At 35.3% G+C, this 21,696-nt stretch carries 19 protein-coding genes; 6 read left to right on the top strand and 13 right to left on the bottom strand.

The window, feature by feature from the left end; genetic code table 11:
- Nucleotides 1-94 precede the first annotated feature (94 nt).
- From C4H12_RS02540 to C4H12_RS02515, 6 genes are read left to right on the top strand one after another with little or no spacing between them, the layout of a single operon-like run.
- A complete protein-coding gene (locus tag C4H12_RS02540) occupies nucleotides 95-1,450 on the top strand; it encodes a S8/S53 family peptidase (protein ID WP_106097525.1) in 1,356 nt (451 codons plus the stop codon).
- Between the two features lie 4 nt (nucleotides 1,451-1,454).
- Nucleotides 1,455-2,423, top strand: coding sequence for a hypothetical protein (locus C4H12_RS02535; RefSeq protein ID WP_106097524.1), 969 nt, complete (start codon nucleotides 1,455-1,457; stop codon nucleotides 2,421-2,423).
- Nucleotides 2,424-2,433: 10 nt separating this feature from the next.
- Complete coding sequence (locus tag C4H12_RS02530) at nucleotides 2,434-3,816, top strand: hypothetical protein (RefSeq protein ID WP_106099403.1); 1,383 nt, start codon at nucleotides 2,434-2,436, stop codon at nucleotides 3,814-3,816.
- A gap of 16 nt (nucleotides 3,817-3,832) precedes the next feature.
- Complete coding sequence (locus C4H12_RS02525) at nucleotides 3,833-5,224, top strand: hypothetical protein (RefSeq protein WP_106097523.1); 1,392 nt, start codon at nucleotides 3,833-3,835, stop codon at nucleotides 5,222-5,224.
- A gap of 7 nt (nucleotides 5,225-5,231) precedes the next feature.
- Nucleotides 5,232-5,465, top strand: a complete 234-nt coding sequence (locus C4H12_RS02520; RefSeq protein WP_106097522.1) for a hypothetical protein — start codon at nucleotides 5,232-5,234, stop codon at nucleotides 5,463-5,465.
- An 11-nt stretch (nucleotides 5,466-5,476) separates the two neighbouring features.
- The gene (locus tag C4H12_RS02515; RefSeq protein WP_106097521.1) at nucleotides 5,477-6,166 is read left to right on the top strand and encodes a hypothetical protein; all 690 of its coding nucleotides are present in this window, start codon (nucleotides 5,477-5,479) and stop codon (nucleotides 6,164-6,166) included.
- Nucleotides 6,167-6,223: 57 nt separating this feature from the next.
- Here C4H12_RS02515 and C4H12_RS02510 read toward each other — a convergent pair whose 3' ends face one another.
- From C4H12_RS02510 to C4H12_RS02450, 13 genes are all read right to left on the bottom strand, one after another.
- Complete coding sequence (locus tag C4H12_RS02510; RefSeq protein ID WP_106097520.1) at nucleotides 6,224-6,958, bottom strand: shikimate dehydrogenase; 735 nt, start codon at nucleotides 6,956-6,958, stop codon at nucleotides 6,224-6,226.
- A 4-nt stretch (nucleotides 6,959-6,962) separates the two neighbouring features.
- Complete coding sequence (locus tag C4H12_RS02505; RefSeq protein ID WP_106097519.1) at nucleotides 6,963-7,574, bottom strand: hypothetical protein; 612 nt, start codon at nucleotides 7,572-7,574, stop codon at nucleotides 6,963-6,965.
- 441 nt (nucleotides 7,575-8,015) lie between these two features.
- On the bottom strand, nucleotides 8,016-8,867 hold the full coding sequence (locus C4H12_RS02500; protein ID WP_106097518.1) for a hypothetical protein: 852 nt from the start codon (nucleotides 8,865-8,867) through the stop codon (nucleotides 8,016-8,018).
- Between the two features lie 42 nt (nucleotides 8,868-8,909).
- Nucleotides 8,910-9,911, bottom strand: a complete 1,002-nt coding sequence (locus C4H12_RS02495; RefSeq protein ID WP_106097517.1) for an aldose epimerase family protein — start codon at nucleotides 9,909-9,911, stop codon at nucleotides 8,910-8,912.
- 23 nt (nucleotides 9,912-9,934) lie between these two features.
- Complete coding sequence (locus C4H12_RS02490; protein WP_106097516.1) at nucleotides 9,935-11,191, bottom strand: hypothetical protein; 1,257 nt, start codon at nucleotides 11,189-11,191, stop codon at nucleotides 9,935-9,937.
- Between the two features lie 138 nt (nucleotides 11,192-11,329).
- Nucleotides 11,330-12,577, bottom strand: a complete 1,248-nt coding sequence (metK, locus tag C4H12_RS02485) for a methionine adenosyltransferase (protein ID WP_106097515.1) — start codon at nucleotides 12,575-12,577, stop codon at nucleotides 11,330-11,332.
- 478 nt (nucleotides 12,578-13,055) lie between these two features.
- Nucleotides 13,056-13,619: a hypothetical protein gene (locus C4H12_RS02480; RefSeq protein ID WP_106097514.1), complete on the bottom strand. Its 564-nt coding sequence runs from the start codon at nucleotides 13,617-13,619 to the stop codon at nucleotides 13,056-13,058.
- A gap of 53 nt (nucleotides 13,620-13,672) precedes the next feature.
- Entirely contained in the window at nucleotides 13,673-14,710 is a 1,038-nt protein-coding gene (locus C4H12_RS02475) for a DUF445 domain-containing protein (RefSeq protein WP_106097513.1), read from the bottom strand.
- A 112-nt stretch (nucleotides 14,711-14,822) separates the two neighbouring features.
- Entirely contained in the window at nucleotides 14,823-15,170 is a 348-nt protein-coding gene (locus C4H12_RS02470) for a DUF2853 family protein (protein WP_106097512.1), read from the bottom strand.
- 38 nt (nucleotides 15,171-15,208) lie between these two features.
- Nucleotides 15,209-16,882: a 2-succinyl-5-enolpyruvyl-6-hydroxy-3-cyclohexene-1-carboxylic-acid synthase gene (gene menD, locus C4H12_RS02465; protein ID WP_106097511.1), complete on the bottom strand. Its 1,674-nt coding sequence runs from the start codon at nucleotides 16,880-16,882 to the stop codon at nucleotides 15,209-15,211.
- Nucleotides 16,883-18,988 carry a polyphosphate kinase 1 gene (ppk1, locus tag C4H12_RS02460; protein WP_106097510.1) on the bottom strand — a complete coding sequence of 702 codons (2,106 nt, stop codon included), beginning with the start codon at nucleotides 18,986-18,988 and terminating at the stop codon, nucleotides 16,883-16,885.
- A 2-nt stretch (nucleotides 18,989-18,990) separates the two neighbouring features.
- The gene (locus tag C4H12_RS02455; protein WP_106097509.1) at nucleotides 18,991-20,271 is read right to left on the bottom strand and encodes an ABC transporter permease; all 1,281 of its coding nucleotides are present in this window, start codon (nucleotides 20,269-20,271) and stop codon (nucleotides 18,991-18,993) included.
- Between the two features lies 1 nt (nucleotide 20,272).
- Nucleotides 20,273-21,202 (bottom strand): ABC transporter ATP-binding protein, encoded by a 930-nt coding sequence (locus tag C4H12_RS02450; RefSeq protein WP_106097508.1) that lies wholly within the window; start codon nucleotides 21,200-21,202, stop codon nucleotides 20,273-20,275.
- Nucleotides 21,203-21,696 lie beyond the last annotated feature (494 nt).

The following is a 21,696-nucleotide window of genomic DNA, read 5'->3' as shown; positions in this document are numbered from 1 at the left end:
ACGAAGGATAAACGAACTATAAACGAAGGATAGTTGATGAGCCAATCAGGTATCCCAAAAAATAAAAAATGACACATTTACTAATTAAATTTATATGAAAAACAAATATCCTTTTCATTATTACTTGGTGCTAATGCTTATGTTACTGGCAAGTATCGCTTTTTGGTATTTTGTAATTAAAAATTACAAACTCACCCAGCATAAGCCTTTACAGCAGTATGCCAATACACCTGCTCTGCCACAAGGCGGAGCAGTAGGCCTACCTCTACCAGGTAATTACTACATCGTAAAACCTATTAACCGTAATAGGATTATTATCGATACAATTAGCAAACGCGAAATAGTATCCGATATACTAAATGTAGCTATCAAGGATACTTTGTACCGTACCCCTCGCTTTATTACTGATTTTTCACAGAAATTTGATACTACTCAATACCGTATTAATTATGTAGATAGCACCATTAACTATATGCAATTCAAAGTAGCCGATTCGCTACGTGAAAATTTTAAAAAGAAAGTAAAAACCGAAATGGCTTCCTATGACGTTTTGGTATGGGACGAAGCTCTGTTCGACAAAACTGCTGCCGCCCCCGATGCCAATAACAAGTATATGCACACCGAAAACTTATACCCTCTTAGGAATATCAATGCCAAAAACATTACAGTTGCAGTTATCGATAATGGTTTTGATTTACAACACCCTTCATTGGCAGGCAAATATCTAAAACCCTATAACGCTACCAATAACAGTACCGATGTACGCCCCTCAGCTAAAAACCACGGCACAGCAGTAGCAGGTATTATTGTAGGTAATCGTTATAATGATATACAAGGCATCGTACCCTCGGCACAGCTCATTCCTATAAAAGTAGCCGATGCCAATGGCTTTATGAGTTCAACCTATATCATCAAAGCCATATTATATGCAGTGAAAAACAAAGCCGATGTAATCAATCTCTCATTAGGAGCCAACTTAGAGGGCTTTGACGAATTATCTTTACAATATCAGCAAGATTTTATAAAAAACGGAGCTAAAGATGAAGAAAGTTTCTGGAAAGAACTTTTTAACTATTGCGAAAAGAACAAAACTGTAATAGTATTAGCTGCCGGTAATGATAATGTGCTCACAGGCTTCGACCCCCTACAACGTGCCGAAACCACTATAAAAGTAGGAGCTGTAAATGAACACAACCAAAAAACTGATTTCTCCAATTACGGAGCATTAACTACACTATATGCTCAGGGTGTAAATGTAAAAGTAGCCCATAGTGGTAATACTACCGAAATTACACAAGGCACTAGTTTTTCAGCTCCCATAGTAAGCGCTTTTGTAGTAGCTCTAAAAACCAAATTTCCTCAGCACAGTGGGGCTGAAATCATAGAGCTGCTTAAGCAAAATACAATTGTGCATAATCAGTTAAGAATACTATACAATAAAACTTTTTAATATTATGGAATTTAAACAAGATAATTTCGCATTTGTAGATGTAGTATCTCTCATCTTTTTAGTAATTCTTTTTATAGGAAATTTCTTTGGTTTACTCTATTTTACCGAAGGTTCATTTGCCATTAGCATAGCTATAAGCACACTAGTAGTAGTATTGTATTATGCTATTATACAAGTACTAAAAAAAAGTAAGCAAACCATAGTTACCAAGCGGTACAAAACCCCCGCTATGGCTCTTTTTGCTATTTTTATTGCTTTAGCAATAGGTAGCCTAATACCTCTTACCCACGTTATCAATATCGAAACCAATGTAAAACCCAAAATACAAGCCGAAGCTGCTGATAAAATAGGTAAGGTAACAGAACTTTCCAAAATATACGAAAATCGCGCTCATACCGATTTGCAAAACTATGAAGGCGAACTTACCAACAAACTCAAAGTGTATATACATACCAAGCAACCTTTTCTAAAAAAACAACTCAGCGCCCTTCCTTATAATATTGATATACAAACCTTAGCCTCTCCTCAATTTATCGATGTCGATAACTTGGTAGCCTCTAAGCTCACTGCTATACGAAAAAAGGTTCAAGAAAATCAAAGCGAAATAGATAGTGTAGTAGATGAAGCTCATAAAAACTTAGAGCGTTTTGATAGTTGGAGCCGGCTAAAAGTAGCTGCCGAATACAAAAAACTAAACCAATTTGTATGGAGTAGCTATGAGTTAGTGAATAACAAATTAGCTGATTTACCTCTAAATAAGGAAAAAATTCCTTTAATGATGAACCCTACACAAGTACCTATCAACCAGTTTTTTTCTCTAAATAAGATATACCCTCCCAATTGGTTGTTGCCTATTATAGCAGTAGTGGTAATACATTTGTTTATCCTCATTCCTTTCTTCTTATATAAAGTAAGAGTGTATGTCGATAACAATCCAGATGAGAACTCAAAGCCTAAAGTAATTGAATATTAAAAAATTAGCAATGGATAAAATAAAAAAAAGACACATATTAAATGATTGTAATAACCCTAATATCTCTATTGATAAGCTCGATCAATTTGTTACCAATGGTGATATTAGCATTGATGAGTTCAAGCAGTATAATCTTGAAATATCTAAGGTAAAAGAGCTAGAACGCCGTCAAAGGGTACGTGAGGGTATTGAACCTGAAATAGTACCTGTAACGGAAGCTCCTAAACCTATTACTGATATTTTCGATACTGGTAACTCTTCCATTTTTGGTAATAGCAATGATTCTTTTATTTTTAGTACTGATAATAGCCTTTTTGGTAATATTCAGCAGCAGGCTCCTATTACTCCTACACAGCCCAATGTAAGCCAGTTACAAAGCAAAGGCATTGAAATTCAGAAAGTATTAACAGAAGAAGTTACCATACAACACATTATTGAGTGCCTAAATAATAGGATATATACCTATACCGATTTAGAAGCTGCTGGTGTGCCCAACAGGATAATTAACGCTTTTAAATACTACCAAAAGCAGTTCCCTACCCGCTATTATAATGTCGACGACCTTCCTCCTATGGATAAAGGTCGTACCGATGTTTTCTTTGTAGGAATACCTGCTTCTGGCAAATCAGTAATGCTATCAGGGCTTTTGTATTACACTAAGAAAAAAGGCGTAAGTGTACCCGATGCCTATAACCAAGAAGGCGAAAAATATGCTGCCCAAATCACTGCCGATTTAGAAAAAGGGGTACTTCCCAAAGCTACAGGCTCAGGAACTTATAACTATATTGCTATTTCATTAAAAGACGAGCGCCGCAAAGCCCATCCTTTAAATATAGTAGAAGTACCTGGCGAAAACTACGCTAAAATATTTGATAAAGGTTTAGATAACGATGAAGTACGTGGCTTTGTGAACTATGTAAAAAACAGCAATCGCAAGATACTCATCTTTGTACTTGATGCCTTAGAACATCAAAACCGCTTAAATGCCGATTACGCCAATGCTTACGGGCAGGGAGATATTTATGTGAGCATCCTCAATATGTTCAAAACCTATAAAATATTAGATAAAACCGATGCTGTTTATATAGTAGTGAACAAGTTTGATATTATCAAAAAAGAACACGCACAAAGTCCTAAGGACGACTTGGAATTAGCAGGTGAGTTTGTAAATGAAGAGTTCAAAAACTTGTTAAATAACTGTATCGATGCCAAAGAAAACAGCAGTAATAAGTTTAAAATAAAAGTATTCCCCTTCTCAATAGGTGAAGTTTGTTATGATAAGATTCTCAAAACCTATAATGAAGAATACTCTAAAAACATAGTGGAACAAATACTTTCCGATAGCTTTATTGTAGGCGGAGGAAAAGGTATTTTTGGTAGTTTGTTCCGTTAATTCTTATTAGCAATATATGAAAGTAAATCTATTAATACAACGTACCTTTAATGGGCTAAATACCGAGTACAGTAGCAGCCCTACCATTACCAAGTTAGATGCCAAGCACTTTCTTACTGATGAGCGCAATATGGCTATGCAACTTACCGATGCTCCTCTCTTTTCATTAGCTAAGAATGAGCAATGGATATGCTATTCATTTGTTAAAAAAGTACTTGATCGAGAAAAGCGTGCTGGCTTTTATGCTATTCGCCTCTTTTTGCCTGTTAGATATACACTTACCAATGTTCGCGAATGCTTAGTTACTATTGCCAAACGTTATGAAAGTATAGTACAAGCTGGTAATCTTCCCCATAATTATAACGATTTGCTCACCCAAATTGATGCTAAAGCAGTTAAAGAAAAACCTCAGCCTACTATTAATGAAAATAGCATAAAAAAAGGTGATTTCTACACTATTGCTACTCTTGATAACTTAGAAGCTCTTTTAGCTGCCGATAAAAATGAGTTTTTAGAAAAACTGTATCTTTTTACAGCTCCTATCAGCAGTCAGCACACTGAAGATTTTCACCTACAATCAGCTGAAGGAATAACAACTCGCAGACTACAAGTAAGTGATCCTGAACGTACCTTACAAGGGCTTTGGATAGATGAAAGTCCTGTTTTACCTACAGCCAAAGAACTTTTAGTACTAACAGAATCAACAGTATATTACCAATTTGTAAAACAAGAAAAAAAAGCGTTAGATAGTAGTATTACAGAAATACAAACCAAAAGGGTACACGTTTCCGACCCTAATGGTTGCTTGCAGGCTTTTAGGGTTAATAATACTCCTCTAAAACTAAAATCTGAATTTTATGCTTATGGCTTTTCCTCTGATAGTTTTTACTACACACTAAAAGGACAAAAAGAAACTCTTTTAACAGGTAATCAGTTAAAAACAAGAAAACTAAGTATAAAAAATCCCGATGATTATTTAGCTCATTTCTGGGTAAATAATATTGAAGTGCCTATTCAAAAAAAGTTTGATGTATATGGGTTACAAAGTGATAAATTAGAATATTCTTTATTAGGTAAGGCAAATGAGCGAAAAGCTATTACCTTATATGAAGAAACATTAGTAGTACGTTTGCCCGAAAACCGTAGCAAGAGTACTTCTACAAATAAACTAAACTGGGAGAACTTACTGTTATATGGCGTTCTTTCTCTGTTATTAGGAGGCATAGGAGGCTATTTATTCCGCAATTACACTCTCGGCAATGAAGTAGTTCAAAAGCAAACAGAACTTAGAGTTATTGACTCTATTCTAACAGCAAAACTCAAAAATACAATTCCTGCTGCAACAATAAGTATTACTACACAAACTGTAAGTAACACCACACAAACTATCACAACAACCTCTAAGTAACAATAAAATGAACAAGACAATATCTATCCTTATAACTGTAATTGTAGGCTTAATAATAGGAGCTATAAGTGGTTATTATTTTAAAAACGCTGATACTAATGAGGCTTTACAAGGCATTGAAAACCAAATAGCCAACAAGCGAATTTCTTTGGAGAAGCTCAATACCCAACTAAACACATCTAAAGAAACTATACCTACAGCTACAGCCTCACAAACACAAACCAATACTAATAAAAATTAATACACACAATTATGACCGACAATAAGCGTACACTCTACTTTATGCTCATCACCTTAGGGATAGTAGCTGTAATAGCCCTCTATACGTGGGTTTCAAGTACCGATTTTAACTTTAGTAATACTACTTCAGTAAAACATACTTCTAATGATAGTACTTTCGTACAAACTCTCAAAAATAATATTGATGCTATAGAGGTAGCTACTATAAGCCCTCAGCAATACAATAACTTGCGAGTAGAAATTATCAGCTATTATGACCAAGGAGACCTTACAGAGTCTCTTAAAAACAGCTTATTAACTCGTCTTAATGATAATTATATTGCTAAAGCATTTACCAAAACCCAAGAAATGCTCCGTACTGAGCCCCTACCCGAAATTGAAATTAATAAGCTACTCACTCATCTTTCTTCATTAAAAGCTGATAAAACTAAAATACAACAAATAAAAAGCAAGCTACAGTGGTATCACTACTACACCGAAAGCTTGCCCGCTGAAATAAAATCCTTTGCAAAAAGACCTTCTTCTATGTTCAAAGATAGTACTCACGAAGAGTATAAGAAAAAACTAGAAAATATCAAATACAAGGAGTTTGCTCATTTTAAAAAAGTGAAGGAAGTACAAGCCGAAGGAGAAGAATTATTAAAACAATGCTACATCCGCTATATAGAATACATTGATAAAATGTATAACCTAAATGACTAATCCTATTATTTATTACTTGTTGGTTATAAAATATCAAAGTTTCCAATCAAATATCAATTATAAAGTCTGCCAAATTTCCCAAGCCTTCTCCGCTTGTAATTCTAGCATATATTGTCCATTACAAGTAGCCGCACCTCGCTTAATTCCTTGAGTAAGAAAAGCTGTTTGAGGAGGGTTATAGATAAGGTCATATAACAAATGTGCTGAAGTAATATACTGATAAGGAAGAGGTGGACACTCATCTATATTAGGATAAGTACCTAAGGGAGTACAATTAATAATAAGAGAATAAGATTGTAATATTTCTTGAGTAAGTTCATTATAGCCTAACTGCCCATCATTAGGAGTGCGTGATACAAAGCGATAAACTATACCCAATTGTTTTAAAGCATAAGCTACTGCTCCCGAAGCTCCTCCTGTACCCAAAATCAATGCTTTATTGTGATGAGGTTGTAATAAAGGCTGCAGAGATTCACTAAAACCATAACAATCAGTATTAAATCCTATCAATCCATTGGGAGTAACTTTAATAGTATTCACAGCTCCTATAGCGTAAACAGTAGGATCTATATCGTGAAGTAAGGGTATTATCTCACGTTTATAAGGTATTGTTACATTTAGTCCCCTCACGTTAGGTATTGTATGCAATAATTCTGGGAGTTCTTCTATACTCTGAATATCAAAATTAACATATTGACTATTAGCAATACCCTCGCGCTCAAATTTTTCCTTAAAATAATTTCTTGAAAATGAATAAGCTATATTTTTACCCACTAAAGCATACGTATTCATAAAGTTAGGATTTAATTTTATCTATTAGCTTTTGAAAGTCTCCTCTATTCTCCATAACAAATTGATTATCTCTTTCTTCTTCCAAAAACATTATGATTTCATCTTTATATTCTAAGGGTATTGTATTTATATTTTTCTCTACAAATTCTAAAAATTTGCATCTACCAAGGTAAGTAGGTGTCATTGTTTTCATACTCATATAATACTCCCATTTATTTTCAAAATGTGCAAAATGTTTCATATTAGGTAAGTAAATAGCTACATAAGGAGCTATACCCTTCTGCTGACAGTGGGCTACCATTAGCTGATATATTTGTTTTGTTTCAGGCAAATCATAACGCCACCACATCATACCTATAGCTGTAATACTACTCAGTACTATTTTACTATTATAGGAGTATTTATAGGTGATTTTAACCAACTCTTCAGCAAAAACACTATCAGTAAATTGTTCTATAAGGCAATAATCTCCTTCATCTCTGGTAGTCTTTTCAAATGCTTTTAGTAGAACATTAATTTCTTCTTCTGTCTTTTCTTTCCATTTTCTCAATTCTGACTTTAACACAATGATATTTTCAAGTTTCTTCTGAAACTTAGGAGTTATTTCTTGTTCCATAATATAATACTTTTAGAAGTGTTTCTAACTACTCAAAATTTCCCCTTTCTTATAAGGAAGAAAAGAATCCTCTTTTACCTAACTTTTTTACCCCTCTTTTAGAAGCATACTATCATATTACTTAATTTGTTTAGATTTGTAAAAAAACGTAGTTATATATGTAAATAAGTGAAAACTACAAAACGGAACGCAGTCAATGGTAAAATTAAAATCTAAGACCTCTATACCCACAAAGACAAAGACAAAAACAAAGTTTTAATTCTAAAGGTTGATAAACCTTTTGTTTGGGTACAACACCATTCCCCATTAAAACAGTTTTGGGTACAGAGCGAAAAATATCTAAGAGGTGTGTTTGCTATCTTGATGAATCCGCTTTGTAGTTTTCTAAATAAGGGCAAGAAAAATCTGTTATAGGTCAACTATTTTCTCCCACCCCTAACCCTATTTTTTTAAGAGTGTCTCAATAGTATTCTTATAGTCATTTGGCATTATAATTCTATAACTCGCTATCTTTTCTTTTAGCTTAGTAAGCTCAGCTGTTTTTTCTACTACTAGAGCCTTTACTTGATTTTGTCGCTCTTGTAATAGACGTTGATGTTCTTGCTCATATTGTAATTTACAGTTATTCTGATAGGTACGAAACTGTGCTTTGTAGTAATTTACTTCACTCTCATACTCACGATGTTCAGCCAATAATTGTTCTTGTAGCTGTTGTAGCTCCGCAAGATTGTACAAAGGTGTATTTTTCACTTTGAATACTTGTTCCCCTACTTCTCTAAAGCTAATAAGTTCTTTTTTAGTAAGCTTAGTACGTATGTCATCAAAAGAGTGAATGTACTTACCTATATGTGCTGCTTTCGCTTCTGCCTCTTTATAGCGTACTACAGCTTCTACTGATAAGGTTTTTAAATAATCATCTATAGTAACATCTCTAAGACGGTGTAGTGGTTCATAGTCAATAGGCTTCACTTCTTCCTCAGCCTTAGCTATTACCTCATTCAGTTTTCTATTTACTATCTCAAGGCGCATTTCTTTCTCTTTAATAGCTGTGCGTAAGTAAGCCGAAATAGCATATAAAGCCCCTATTTCACTTAATTTAGCCCCAATATTATCTACCTTAGTGAAAGTATCTAAAGGTTCTCCATCAATGCTAGAAGTGTGAGTTTCTATACTACTCACAAGGTCTTGAATAGGTTTTAAACGTTCTTTTATACGCTCACACACATAATTTGCCTCTGAAGATGTTAACCCCGAAGTATTAAAGTACGGGTTCTTAGTTTCTAAATATTCCATATTAAGTATTAGTAATTATTAGTAATGAAACTAGTCTAATGACTAAAGAGTATTAAATTTAAATTCAGTAAAATAATTGTATTCTTCATTGGGCAGTAGTACTACACTGTCAAACTGTGGATGTTTAGTAGCATCAGCATAACCTTGCGCTTCAAAGCAGATTCCTTTATTCTCTCCAATAGCCTTACGTTGGATAGGTTTTAGTTCAGGTAGGTAATAACCTGCATAAATATGTAGTACAGGATGATTAGTGCGTACTTCCATACTAAGTGTTTCCTCACCATTGGTAAGAGTAGCCATTACTTCATCTGCAGTTATTTCACGTACAAATGAGTTATCAGTATGTGCATACACTCTTTGCCCCTTACGATAATCTAAAGGAGTTCCTGCTACTGGAGGACGTTCACCTGTAGGGGTAAAAAAGCCTTCTTCTAAAGGTACATATTTCTCAGCTTTTATCTGTAAGGTATTATTTAACACATTAGTGTCATTTTCATTAAGATTAAAATAGGTATGTTGTGTAAGGTTTAATATAGTTGGTGCAGTAGTAGTCCCATAATAATCTACCCGAAGGCGGTTATCTGCGGTAAGGGTATAAGTTACTTGAGCTATCACCTCACCTGGGTAGCCTTCTTCTCCTTCTTTACTTATATATTGTAATGTTACAGAAGAATTATCTCCTTTTTTTTCAGATATCACATCCCAAAAAACGCTATCAAAACCTACTTCTCCTCCATGTATCTGGTTTTCACCCAAATTACAATGTAATTGTACTTCCTTTCCTTCAATAATCGCCTTTCCGTACTTAATACGTCCAGCATTACGCCCTATAATGGCTCCCAAATAAGGATACTCAGTGCGGTATTCGTCACTTATATATTCATCAAAGCTATCAAATCCCAACACACACTCTATTTTATTGCCTTTTACAGGTACTTTTATGGAAGTGATTATTCCTCCAAAGTTCATTATAGTTACTTCCATACCACCCGCATTATGAAGGGTAATAGTTTTGAGTTGTTCTTTATTATATTTCTTTTTCATTATTGTTTAATTAAGCTTCTTATTTATAATTCTATTTGGTATTGCAATACAAAAGTACCTAAGCGTCTTGTTTCTTCCTTGCTTATTTTACTGAATACAGGTCTATTTTCATAACCTAAGCTCAGTTTGCTTTTCTGACCGTTGAAATAAGTATTTACCCCTACCATATAAGCATTCATATAACTATTTAGTGCTTTATAATCGGCAAATTTCCAACCTATATTAGGCTGTACTCTAATCTTCGTACTTTCCCATTTAGGAAATAAGTAACCTAATTGAAGAAAAACAGTATTACCTGTACCTGTTACAGGATAAGCGTTACCTGCTCCATTCAGTGAGGTTCCTCCTTCAAAAATACTATTAGCACCCACATTCCTAATGTAATCATTACCAAAATGTATAGTATTAAGAGACAAATAAGCCGTAATAGCATCATTTTGGTCTGATATTGGGGTATCTAAAAATAAATCAATTCCTAAATTAAAGTAATCATGGGTTGTAGTAGCTGTTCCTGTATTTATTTCTCGCATATTAGGCAAATACTCATAACCTATACCTACATTTAAAATGCGTTTACTACCTAAATAAGTGCCAGCACCACCAGTTGTAAGTAGCCTACTAGCTTCATCATCCCAAAATTCATATTTCAGATAAGAAGATGTAAGTAAGTTTGTATGTCCTTTGGTGTAATTAAAGTCTCCTCGCATCTTTTCTGTAGGATAAGCTGGACTTTGTGCCGAAACAAAATATTCAAACTTCCCTAGTTGTCCTTTAGCATATACCCCTAAGCGTCTCCCTACATCATCAAAATGACCTGAAGTATTAAGGTAATATATCGAAGGGTCAAGGGTAAGCATAGATCCATTGGCAAAATTATTAGAATAACGCCCCGCAGCAGGAAATGTTGCCTTACCTACTCCTATACTAAGCTGCGGACTAAAACTATACTGAGCCATCAAATCTAATAACCGAAAGTCTGTCGTACGGAGGGTATTTTGGTTCAGATTATTATTCCCCATAAGTACATAAAAAAGCCAGTTTTTTTGTACTTGGGCAAAAAATCCTAAACGGTATCTCCTTACCGAAAGGTCAAAAACATTATTCACAGGCCTCCCTTGTACCGTAGTACCTGGATTGGTTTCAGTATAACGCGCCCAAAACTGAGCTCGTGCTATACCCTGAATAAAAGTATTACCTTCTTCATCAAAATTATGGCGAAGTAGCTGTGCCGATACAGGAATAGTAGCTGCCAAAGCCACTAAAAAAAATATTTTTTTCATCTAAATAAGTCTTTTTGGAGTTTAATGAATATGTTGCAAAGGTACAAAACTTTTTCTAAATAACAATAAAGTATTAGCTACAAAAAAAGGGATTATCTAATTGTTTAGATAACCCCTTGTAAAGTGATGTGTCTATTTCTAAAAAAATGCAGCCTTTACTTTCTCTACATAATCTAATTTCTCCCAAGTAAAAAGCTCTACTTCTATTTTCTTTGTCTTGTGATAAGGTGATGAAAATACTTTTGTTATCACCTCAGGAGTTCTACCCATATGTCCGTATGAAGCAGTTTCACTATAGATAGGATTCCTAAGTTTAAGACGCTGTTCTATATCATAAGGGCGAAGAGGGAATATCTCTTGTATTTTCTCAGCTATTTCACCATCAGTAAAAGGCACTTTACTTGTACCATAAGTATTTACATACACTCCTGTGGGCTGTGCTACACCTATAGCATAACTTACTTGTACCAAAACCTCATCAGCTACACCTGTTGCCACTAAGTTCTTAGCAATGTGCCGCATAGCATAAGCCGCACTACGGTCTACCTTGCTAGGGTCTTTACCCGAAAAAGCTCCACCTCCGTGTGCTCCTTTACCTCCATAAGTATCTACAATAATCTTACGACCAGTCAATCCTGTATCTCCATGAGGGCCACCAATAACAAAAATACCTGTAGGATTAATATGATAAATAATTTTATCGTCAAAATAAGGAGCATACTGCGGATATTTAGCTATGACACGCGGAATCAAAATATGCACTATATCTTCTTTAATCTTCTTAAGCATTTTGCTCTCAGTATCAAAGTTGTCATGCTGGGTCGAGATAACTATAGTATTAATACGCACAGGCTTGTTATTATCATCATATTCCAAAGTTACTTGGCTCTTAGCATCTGGACGAAGATATGTAATTTCCTTATTCTCACGTCTAATGACAGCCAGCTCTCTTAACAAAGCATGTGAAAGGTCAAGCGCAAGAGGCATATAGTTTTCAGTTTCATTCACCGCATACCCAAACATCATCCCTTGGTCTCCAGCACCTTGTTCCTCTGGCTTCCCACGCTCCACTCCCTGATTAATATCAGGTGATTGTTCGTGAATAGCCGAAAGCACACCACATGATTTTGCCTCAAACATATAATCACTTTTGGTGTATCCTATCTTTTCGATAACATTGCGCGCAATCTGCTGCACATCAATATATGTATTTGATTTTACTTCACCTGCTAATATAACCTGACCAGTGGTTACTAAGGTTTCACAAGCCACTTTAGAGTGAGGGTCAAAAGCAAGAAAATTGTCAATAAGAGCATCGCTAATCTGATCGGCGATTTTGTCAGGATGTCCTTCAGAAACGGACTCAGAGGTAAATAAATATCCCATTGGTATAAATATATTTTAGAAGAGGCCTATTTGCAATGGCGGAAGGGGTACTAAGCGGAAAAGCAAGTAAATATTACTGTTTTAGCATTTTTCGGGGAGTACCCCAAGAGGTTGCAATCAGTACAAATTTGTCCTCTTGATTATTACTTTCGGCTGCAAAGGTACAAAATAAATATCAATATGCAATTAATAATAAATCTTTTTTAAGTCAAATACACAAAATCCCTAAGCAAACTTCTTCTCACCCAAAAACATCTTAAAACTACCTTATAGGATGAACGAACGAATAACGAAGGATAAACGAACTATAAACGAAGGATAGTTGGTCAGATTTTACTACTGTATATAGTAAATAATAAGCACAAAAAAACTGTTTTCTAAGCATCTAAAAAATGCTCCGAAAACAGTATATCTTTCTATTTTTCCCCAAAATAACAAAGGCTCTTATCCTATAAATAGCAAGAATTAAGCGGTGCTTTTATAGCCCTATCACTATCCCTATATTAGGCACAAATCCTGTACTAAAAATACTACTATCGCTCTTATAAAGCACATTATAAGTAGCCCCTATCTGCAAATAAACATTATCACCTAACTGCTGCATATAACCACCCCCCACATACAAAGCATCCTCTTCAGTATTATAGGTATTATTATACAATTTGCTTTTCTGCGAAACAAAATAATGCTGATATGAAGTCGTCAAATAAACCACACGTCCCAAATAATAAGACAAAGCCGGACCTACCGAAAGAGATAAATTCCTATAGTATTCCGTATGATGTAATGAACCATTCACAATAGCAGCAATTTCAAGATCATTAGTTATTTTATAACCCAAACGAGGAGATAAATCAAGCCCAAAACCATAAGTATTGTAGTTAATACCTACATTACCACCATAAGTAAAACCACCCAAACCATTGCTGTTTTGGTATGAAGGTGATAAAATATTAGGACTTTGAGCTTGAGCCAAATAGCTAATGGCAAAAAACACTAATGCCAACAAAAAACGAGAAGTAATAAATGATGATTTGTTCATAATATTTATTTTTAAAATACAAAGATACACATAATTAGCTAATTAACAAATTATCAATTAGCAAATAAATGAGTAAACCAGTAAATCAGTAACCCAACCATACCACCCACTAAGGTACCATTAATACGAATAAACTGAAGGTCTTTACCTACTTCAAGCTCTAATTTCTTGCTAAGCTCACGCCCTTCCCATTGGGATACCGTACTACTGATAAGCCTACCCACTTCTTCTTTGTTTCGCAACACAAACTGATAAGCCGTTTTCTGTGCCCAAATATCTATTTGTTGTTGTAAGTTTGTGTTTTGTTTCAGTTCAGCAGTAAGTTTGCTAATACTTGTTTGCAGCAGCTGGGCTATAGGAACTTCCCATTCAGTACTATTCAGTTTATTAGCCAAAGCGTATAGCTGCGCTGTAATTTCAGTTCTAATAGGATGATATTGGTTTGTCGAAGCCTTGCTTATAAACTCATAAAGTCCATTACTTACCTTCCGAATAATAGAATCTTTTATAAACGACGGAATAAGGGGTGGAAACTGGTTATCTATCTCACTCTCAATAATTTCCTTATGAGTATTTAAATAAGCCGCTACTTTCTCAAAAGCTTGCCCTACAAAAGGCTGATGTTGGTTATCATCAATAAGAGTAGTAAGCCAATTAGCTACTTTACCTTTCAGCGGACTTTCTTTTACCATCTCATTTATTTTAGTAGCCGTATTTTTATTTGAAAGCCATTCTATAACAAAAGTCGAAACCCTAATATGAGTAATATAAGGCCGTATTTGTTGGGGCTTTAAAAAGTTTTCTACCACAAATGAGCCTAAGTTCTCTCCTATATCATTTTTATGAGCTTCTATAAGGTTAGTATGCGGAATATTAAGCCCCAAGGGCTTGTGAAAAAGTGCCGTAACAGCAAACCAATCTGCAAGAGCTCCTACCATAGCAGCTTCAGCAAAGGCTTTTATATAGCCTACAAAACTAAGTTCAGGGGCTTTATTTTGAAGTATTACAGCCCCTATATAAAGGGCAAGCATCAGGAAGAAGAGTCCTGTTGCAATACGTTTGTGGAATTGTAGTTTTTGTTTTTTATCCATTCTTGGGGAAAATCTCCTACCGATTTTATCCATTTCTCTAATTCAACTGATATGAAAAGGTTAAAAAAAAGGCTGTCCAATATTATCTTGAACAGCCTTTTAAAAGTTGTTTTTACTTGTTGTAAACGCTTTCTTTCTTAAAGTGTTTAGCCAACAAATAATAGACTACTGCACGGTGTTTGTTTCTGTTTGATTTACCGTATTTTTCTATTACACTATTGATAGCTTTGTCTAATTCAGGACTGTCGGTAAGACCTAATTTTTTAATCAAAAAGTTTTGTTTTACACGATCTAACTCAGTTTGATCAGAACCTGATACCTTTGAAGCATCATCATTGTAAATAGAAGGACCTAATCCTACAGTTACCTTTGTTAAGAAATCAACATCAGGATTTGCTTCACCACATTTTTCTTTCAAATCTTTGGTGTACACAGCGATAAGTTCATCACGTTTACTCATAATTTTTTACATATTTAAAATTAATGCCGTAAAATTACTCATTTTTTTAATACCTCAAAATATTTTAACAAAACTTTATCATTTATTTTCCTTGGGGTATGTATTTCTAATAGCTTAGGTGTAACCGAAGGCGTGTAAAAATCAACCATAACTTTCTGCAAATCAGTTATATTATTAGTTACTTGATAAGCAATATCATACATTTTGCAAAAATGTTCAGCTGTAAGTTTATGAGGGGTTTCAAAGAAGTATTCAAAATTAGGATCAGCTTTATCTCCTGGCAATATTCTAAAGATTCCTCCCCCTTGGTTGTTAATCAATATGACCCTAAAATTATTAGGAATATAACGGTTCCAAAGGGCATTACTATCATAAAAAAAACTCAAATCACCAGTAATAAGCACTGTAGGTTTAGCACTACCTACAGCTGCCCCTATGGCAGTACTCATACTACCATCTATACCACTAGTACCCCTATTACAAAATACCTGCAATGAAGGATTAGCTTTCATTAGTTGGGCATACCTAATAGCCGAACTGTTACTTATCTGTACCACGTAATCATTAGGTATGTTAGCAAAAAGCTCACTGTACACTTTTAGGTCTGAATAAGGAGCATCAGCCACATATTCCAAGTGTATTTGTTGTATTTCATTTTTCACTTTAAGCCATTGCTGCTGATATGTCGAAGGCACTACCAGCAAGTAATGTCCTAATTTCTTAAAAAATGTATTAATATCTACTTTAAAATGAGCTGTAAGGCAGTTATATGAGTCATACCCCTGATGTAAATCAATATTGTAATGATAAGAAGGCTTTATTCCACGCAAAAACTGCTTTATTTTCTTAGAAACTACCAATCCTCCAAAGGTAAGCAGTAAATCTGGTCGCAACGCCTCACGTAAGGCCGGATCTTTTTCAGTATAAGTAAGCAACTTATCAATATAAGGAGTAAAATGCGTGTGATGTAAGTTCGATGTAGTTTCAGTAAGTACCAAAACAGAAGGATCTTTAGCTAGCCTTTCTACATACTCAGCCTCTACACTATTAGGGGGCAATACTCCTACTAATACCATTTTCTTAGCCGAAGCATTCCAATGTTTGATAAATTCAAGTGCTTTAGCCTCATTAATAATGGGGCTACATTGTTTTGCAGGAATATTATCAAATAGAAAACGCTCTTCTGTAGTAAGGTATAGTGGCTCTTCAAAAGGCACATTAATATGCACTGGCAACTGTTGTTCTATAGCAGTATTTAAAGCGCTATTCAGCTCATAAAAGTTACTTTTATCACTATATCCCTCATCCGATAGATTCGCATTATAAGCACTATGGTTAGCCAATACATTCACTTGGCGTATAGTTTGCCCATCGCCTATATCTATTTTGTTAGTAGGACGGTCAGCCGATATAACCACCAAAGGAATATTGCTATAAAAAGCTTCCGAAAAAGCGGGATAATAGTTCAGTAATGCCGAACCCGAAGTACATACTACTGCTACTGGTTGCTTAGTTTGTTGGGCAATACCAAGTGCAAAAAAAGCTGCACAACGCTCATCTACCACACTATAACAAGTAAAATAAGGGTTATTAGCAAAGCCTATAGTAAGGGGGGCATTGCGCGAACCTGGTGATATAACTATATGTTTTATTTCTTTAGCTTTACAGGCTTCTATTACGTATTGAGCTAATTTGAGTTGGGGTCGTTTCATCTATTCCGTTAGCTTGTTTTTTTGCTGATAATATTCATATAAGGCTACTTGCGAACGCAAAGCTGGGGTTGTATGAGGTCTATAAGTATTATCTTGTGCTTGGTTTATTATGCGGGCTTTTACATTATCGGCCCAGCTTATTTCAAAAGTATCAATAAGTTCTTGCTTAATAGTCTCATCATAAATAGGGCACCCCACCTCTACCCTAAATGATATATTACGTGTCATCCAATCAGCAGATGATATATATACTTTAGGAGCTCCAGCATTACCAAAGATAAAAAGACGCGGGTGTTCCAAAAACTTATCTACTATACTTATCACCTCTATATTTTCACTCATACCTTGGATTCCGGGTACTAAGCAACAAATACCTCTCACTATCATCTGTATTTTTACCCCCGCACAACTAGCTTCGTACAGTTTATCAATCATCTTATAGCTGGTGATATTATTCATCTTCAGTTTTATATAAGCTTCTTTACCTGCTTTAGCATTCTTAATCTCTTCATCTATAAGCTGGCGCAGTTGCTTTTTGGTATAGTGAGGTGATACAATAAGGTGTTTATACTTCTGTACATTATAGTTAGTATCAAAAAAGTTAAACACTTTGTTCACTTCTTTCAGTAGTTCTTGATTAGCAGTAAATAGCGTGTAATCAGTGTATATTTTAGCTGTACTTTCATTAAAGTTACCTGTACTAATAAAGCCATAACGTTTCAGTTCTTTACCCTCTTTGCGTTCTATCACACATATTTTGCTATGTACTTTTAACCCTTTTACACCAAAAATAAGTTTTACCCCTTCAGCTTTAAGTTGTTCTGCATATCGTATGTTCGATTCTTCGTCAAATCGGGCTTGCAGTTCTATCTGTACAGTTACTTTCTTACCGTTCTTTACTGCATTTATAAGTGAGTTCACTACTTGTGAGTTTTTAGCCAAACGGTAAATGGTAATTTTCACCGATTTTACTTTAGGGTCTAAAGCCGCTTCACGTAAAAACCATATAATATTTGAAAAAGTATGGTAAGGAGCATATTGCAGATAGTCCTTTTCTGCTATCTTCTTTAGCAAACTCTCTTCAGAGGTAAGTCCTTTTACAGGCAATGGTTGTATAGGGGCATAAGTAAGGTCTTTTCTTCCTAAACTTGGGAAGCTCATAAAGTCCCGTCTATTGTGATACCTGCCTCCTGGTATAACGCTATCTGTCTTTACAATACCCATTTTTTCAAAAAGGAAGTGCAGTGTATCCTCATCTATTGTTTTGTCGTATACAAAGCGTACTGGCTCTCCTCTGCGTCTGCCTTCTACACTACTCGAGAGTTTTTCTATAAAGCTTTTGCTCAAATCATCGTCAATATCCAATTCAGCATCACGGGTAATCTTAATCATATTAGCCGTAAGTGATTCGTAATGAAAAATATTAAATATTTTGTGCAAACAAAAGCGTATTACATCATCTAGCATAATGATGTAATGTTTATCTCCCAGCTGCGGTAGTTCTATAAATCTATCAAGGGTAGTTGGCAGCTCTATTAGTGCATATTGTATTTTCTCTTTATAAGCTCTTGATGAAAAAAACTTCTGCACCCCCGATGCTTTCGCTTCATCTTCCTTTAAGGTCATTTTCACTGCCAAATAAGCCACATCATCTTTCAATTGTGGAAAGGTTTCCAAATCATTCAGGATAATGGTAAAAAGGGCTGGACGTACCTTATCGTAAAAATAAGTATTTACAAACGATTCGTGTGCTGGCAATAAGGTCTTTTCATCTACTATAAATATCTGCTCTTTCTCTAATTCTTTAGTAATAGAAGCTATAATTTTCAGACTCTCATTTTGCAGTTGTATTACCTCTTTGGTTATTTCTTCCAATAGCTCCTTGGCATGCACTCCCAATTCTTTTTCCGAGGCTTCATTCATAGCCACTCGTTTTACAGTAGCGTAACGCACTTTAAAGAACTCATCTAAGTTATTGGAAAAAATACCAGCAAAGCGCAATCGTTCCAACAAGGGCACTCGCTCATCTGCTGCCTCTTGCAGCACACGTGCGTTAAACTTTAGCCAACTTATTTCGCGGTTTATATAGAGGTTATTTGTTTTCATTATTACTTCATTTTAATCCACTTCCACACTTCTTTATAGCTTGCCTTTTTGCCGTACATAAGTATACCTATACGGTAGATTTTAGAGGATAGTCTAATAATTCCAAAGAAAGTGAGATACAGCAGTATCAAGGAGATTAGTACTTCCCACCACGCTACCCCAAAAGGCACACGCATTAACATTACCACAGGCGATGTAAATGGTATGTATGAGAATACTACCGAAATAGTGCCGTGAGGCTCTTCTATTACCGAGAAAGCTCCTACGTAAAAAGCCAACATTAGCGGAATGAGTATAGGCATCATAAACTGTTGGGTATCCGTTTCGTTATCTACCATAGCCCCTACCATAGCGTACAGAGAACTGTACAGCAAGAAACCTCCTACAAAGAAAAGCAAGAACAATATAAAAGTTTCTACAAAAGGAAAATGATACAAAGCGCCTACTAATAATTCTATTTTAGACGCTGATACTCCCTGTGCGGCTCCTGCCACTTGGTTAGCTGCTTCTACATTAAAGAAGGCTGGTGTCAAAGCCAGTAGTACCCCTGCTATCAATATCCATATTGCAAACTGAGTAAGCCCTGCAAGTGAAGTTCCCAATATCTTACCTAACATCAATTCAAAAGGCTTTACCGATGAAATTATGATTTCTACAATCCTATTGGTCTTCTCCTCAATCACACTACGCATAATCATATTTCCGTAGATGATGATAAACATTAAGATCATATACCCTGCTATCCCACCTATACTTATTTTCAAAACACTGCTCAACTCCGAAGATTTTTCACCTGTAAAGTTTTGTAACTCTACATCAATACGAGATCTAGCCGTATCTATTTCTCTTTTATCAATACCTTTTTGGGTCAGATTATACTGGAAAAGAGTAGCTTCCATAGCATTAGTAAGCTCCTGTGTAAATGATAACGAAGGCGATTCTTCACTGTAAAAAGTTACCGCCTTGCTTTTTTCTGCAGGAATATACAGCAGTCCATATTTGCTTTTCGCTAACACATCGGCTTGTGCGTCTTGTAACGAGGTATTAGCAAGGTATTCAAAGTGTACATTCTCTGTGTTCTCAAAAGTATTAGTATACAGTCCACTTTCATCCAATATCATTACATCTTTGGCTTTACTCTTTTTATTCATATCCGATAAAAAGGCAATCAGTGCCGCAAAAATAACCATTATTAGCGGACTCACAAAGGTCATTATGATAAATGATTTATTGCGTATTTTATTTAAATATTCTCGTTGAGTGATTATTGCTAAGTGTTTCATATTAATCTGCTAATTTATTTATGGTTGATATAAAAATCTCATCAACAGTAGGAATCGATTCCACAAAGTGTGTCACCTCTGCCTTTGTAGTAAGGTACTGCAATAAGTTATTAGCTGTTTCGCCTTCTTTCTGTTTGATATATAATTTTAGTTCATCATACAGCGTCTTAAAGTTAGCTTCACTCACCTCAAACTTATCTTTAAGCTCTGCCAAAAGAACCATCTTTTGCTCTTCAGGCAATTTTAACCCTACCTCATATTGGTTATTTTTATAAGCTCGTTTAATATCTATCAGCTTCCCGTCCAATATTTTATGTGATTTGTTTATAAGCGCAATATGGTCACACAGTTCTTCTACCGATTCCATCCTATGGGTCGAAAAGATAACAGTAGCACCTTGCTCGCGTAAGTAAAGTATTTCGTCTTTTATAATATTAGCGTTAATAGGGTCAAAACCACTAAAAGGCTCATCAAAAATAAGTAGTTTAGGCTGATGTAGTACCGTTACCAAAAACTGTATCTTTTGTGCCATACCTTTGGAAAGCTCTTGCACCTTCTTGTTCCACCAGTCCCCTATTTGTAGCCGCTCAAACCAAAATTTAAGCCTCTCCCGCGCTTCATTTTTGCTCAATCCTTTCAGCTGCGCCAAATACATAGCCTGCTCCCCTACTTTCATCGTTTTGTACAAACCGCGTTCTTCAGGTAAGTAACCTATTTGCGCCGTATGTTTAGGTTGCAAAGGCTCCGCATCAAAAAGCACTTTACCCTCATCGGGCAATACTATTTGGTTGATAATCCGTATCAATGAGGTCTTACCCGCCCCATTGGGTCCTAATAACCCAAAGATACTCCCCTTCGGAATATGTAGCGACACGTTGTTGAGTGCCGTATAATCACCATATTTTTTGTAGATATTTTCTATTGTAACCACAGTCTTAATACTTTATTTTTTCAGAGTGCAAAGATAACAAATAATTATCAATAAACAATAAATAGACAACTTTTTTTACTGTCTTTTCTCTATATTTTTTCATCATTCTTCTCTCCCCTAAAGTTCTAACAATTTCTCATCATTTTTCCATTTTCATTGCATTTTTCTCAATAATCCTCACCCTCCATCTATCTTCCTCCCCAATAACACAATACATTAATAATCAGCCTTTTCTTCCCCACCCCTCTTATCTCTTATCTCTTATCTTTTACCTACTTTAAACGAACCTATAACGAAGGATAAACGAACTATAAACGAAGGATACCCCTCACCTCCCTGATTCCCACCCCATTAACCTCCACCCCCTCCCCTTGCATAATCCGCAACAAAAATCGCCAAATACCATATTTTCTTCATTTTTCACCTATCACCTAACTCCTACCCCAAAAAACCCGAAACCTACCCCCTAAATATTGTCATTTGATAATTAATTC

The sequence above is a fragment of the Capnocytophaga sp. oral taxon 878 genome (genome assembly GCF_002999135.1).
Taxonomy (GTDB): domain Bacteria; phylum Bacteroidota; class Bacteroidia; order Flavobacteriales; family Flavobacteriaceae; genus Capnocytophaga.
This window is presented reverse-complemented; position numbering and strand designations above follow the sequence as displayed.

What these genes read in the sequence shown, in the direction of transcription:
- C4H12_RS02540 (WP_106097525.1), top strand. Translation starts at nt 95, where the DNA reads ATGAAAAACAAATATCCTTTTCATTATTACTTGGTGCTAATGCTTATG.
- C4H12_RS02535 (WP_106097524.1), top strand. Translation starts at nt 1,455, where the DNA reads ATGGAATTTAAACAAGATAATTTCGCATTTGTAGATGTAGTATCTCTC.
- C4H12_RS02530 (WP_106099403.1), top strand. Translation starts at nt 2,434, where the DNA reads ATGGATAAAATAAAAAAAAGACACATATTAAATGATTGTAATAACCCT.
- C4H12_RS02525 (WP_106097523.1), top strand. Translation starts at nt 3,833, where the DNA reads ATGAAAGTAAATCTATTAATACAACGTACCTTTAATGGGCTAAATACC.
- C4H12_RS02520 (WP_106097522.1), top strand. Translation starts at nt 5,232, where the DNA reads ATGAACAAGACAATATCTATCCTTATAACTGTAATTGTAGGCTTAATA.
- C4H12_RS02515 (WP_106097521.1), top strand. Translation starts at nt 5,477, where the DNA reads ATGACCGACAATAAGCGTACACTCTACTTTATGCTCATCACCTTAGGG.
- C4H12_RS02510 (WP_106097520.1), bottom strand. Translation starts at nt 6,958, where the DNA reads ATGAATACGTATGCTTTAGTGGGTAAAAATATAGCTTATTCATTTTCA.
- C4H12_RS02505 (WP_106097519.1), bottom strand. Translation starts at nt 7,574, where the DNA reads ATGGAACAAGAAATAACTCCTAAGTTTCAGAAGAAACTTGAAAATATC.
- C4H12_RS02500 (WP_106097518.1), bottom strand. Translation starts at nt 8,867, where the DNA reads ATGGAATATTTAGAAACTAAGAACCCGTACTTTAATACTTCGGGGTTA.
- C4H12_RS02495 (WP_106097517.1), bottom strand. Translation starts at nt 9,911, where the DNA reads ATGAAAAAGAAATATAATAAAGAACAACTCAAAACTATTACCCTTCAT.
- C4H12_RS02490 (WP_106097516.1), bottom strand. Translation starts at nt 11,191, where the DNA reads ATGAAAAAAATATTTTTTTTAGTGGCTTTGGCAGCTACTATTCCTGTA.
- metK (WP_106097515.1), bottom strand. Translation starts at nt 12,577, where the DNA reads ATGGGATATTTATTTACCTCTGAGTCCGTTTCTGAAGGACATCCTGAC.
- C4H12_RS02480 (WP_106097514.1), bottom strand. Translation starts at nt 13,619, where the DNA reads ATGAACAAATCATCATTTATTACTTCTCGTTTTTTGTTGGCATTAGTG.
- C4H12_RS02475 (WP_106097513.1), bottom strand. Translation starts at nt 14,710, where the DNA reads ATGGATAAAAAACAAAAACTACAATTCCACAAACGTATTGCAACAGGA.
- C4H12_RS02470 (WP_106097512.1), bottom strand. Translation starts at nt 15,170, where the DNA reads ATGAGTAAACGTGATGAACTTATCGCTGTGTACACCAAAGATTTGAAA.
- menD (WP_106097511.1), bottom strand. Translation starts at nt 16,882, where the DNA reads ATGAAACGACCCCAACTCAAATTAGCTCAATACGTAATAGAAGCCTGT.
- ppk1 (WP_106097510.1), bottom strand. Translation starts at nt 18,988, where the DNA reads ATGAAAACAAATAACCTCTATATAAACCGCGAAATAAGTTGGCTAAAG.
- C4H12_RS02455 (WP_106097509.1), bottom strand. Translation starts at nt 20,271, where the DNA reads ATGAAACACTTAGCAATAATCACTCAACGAGAATATTTAAATAAAATA.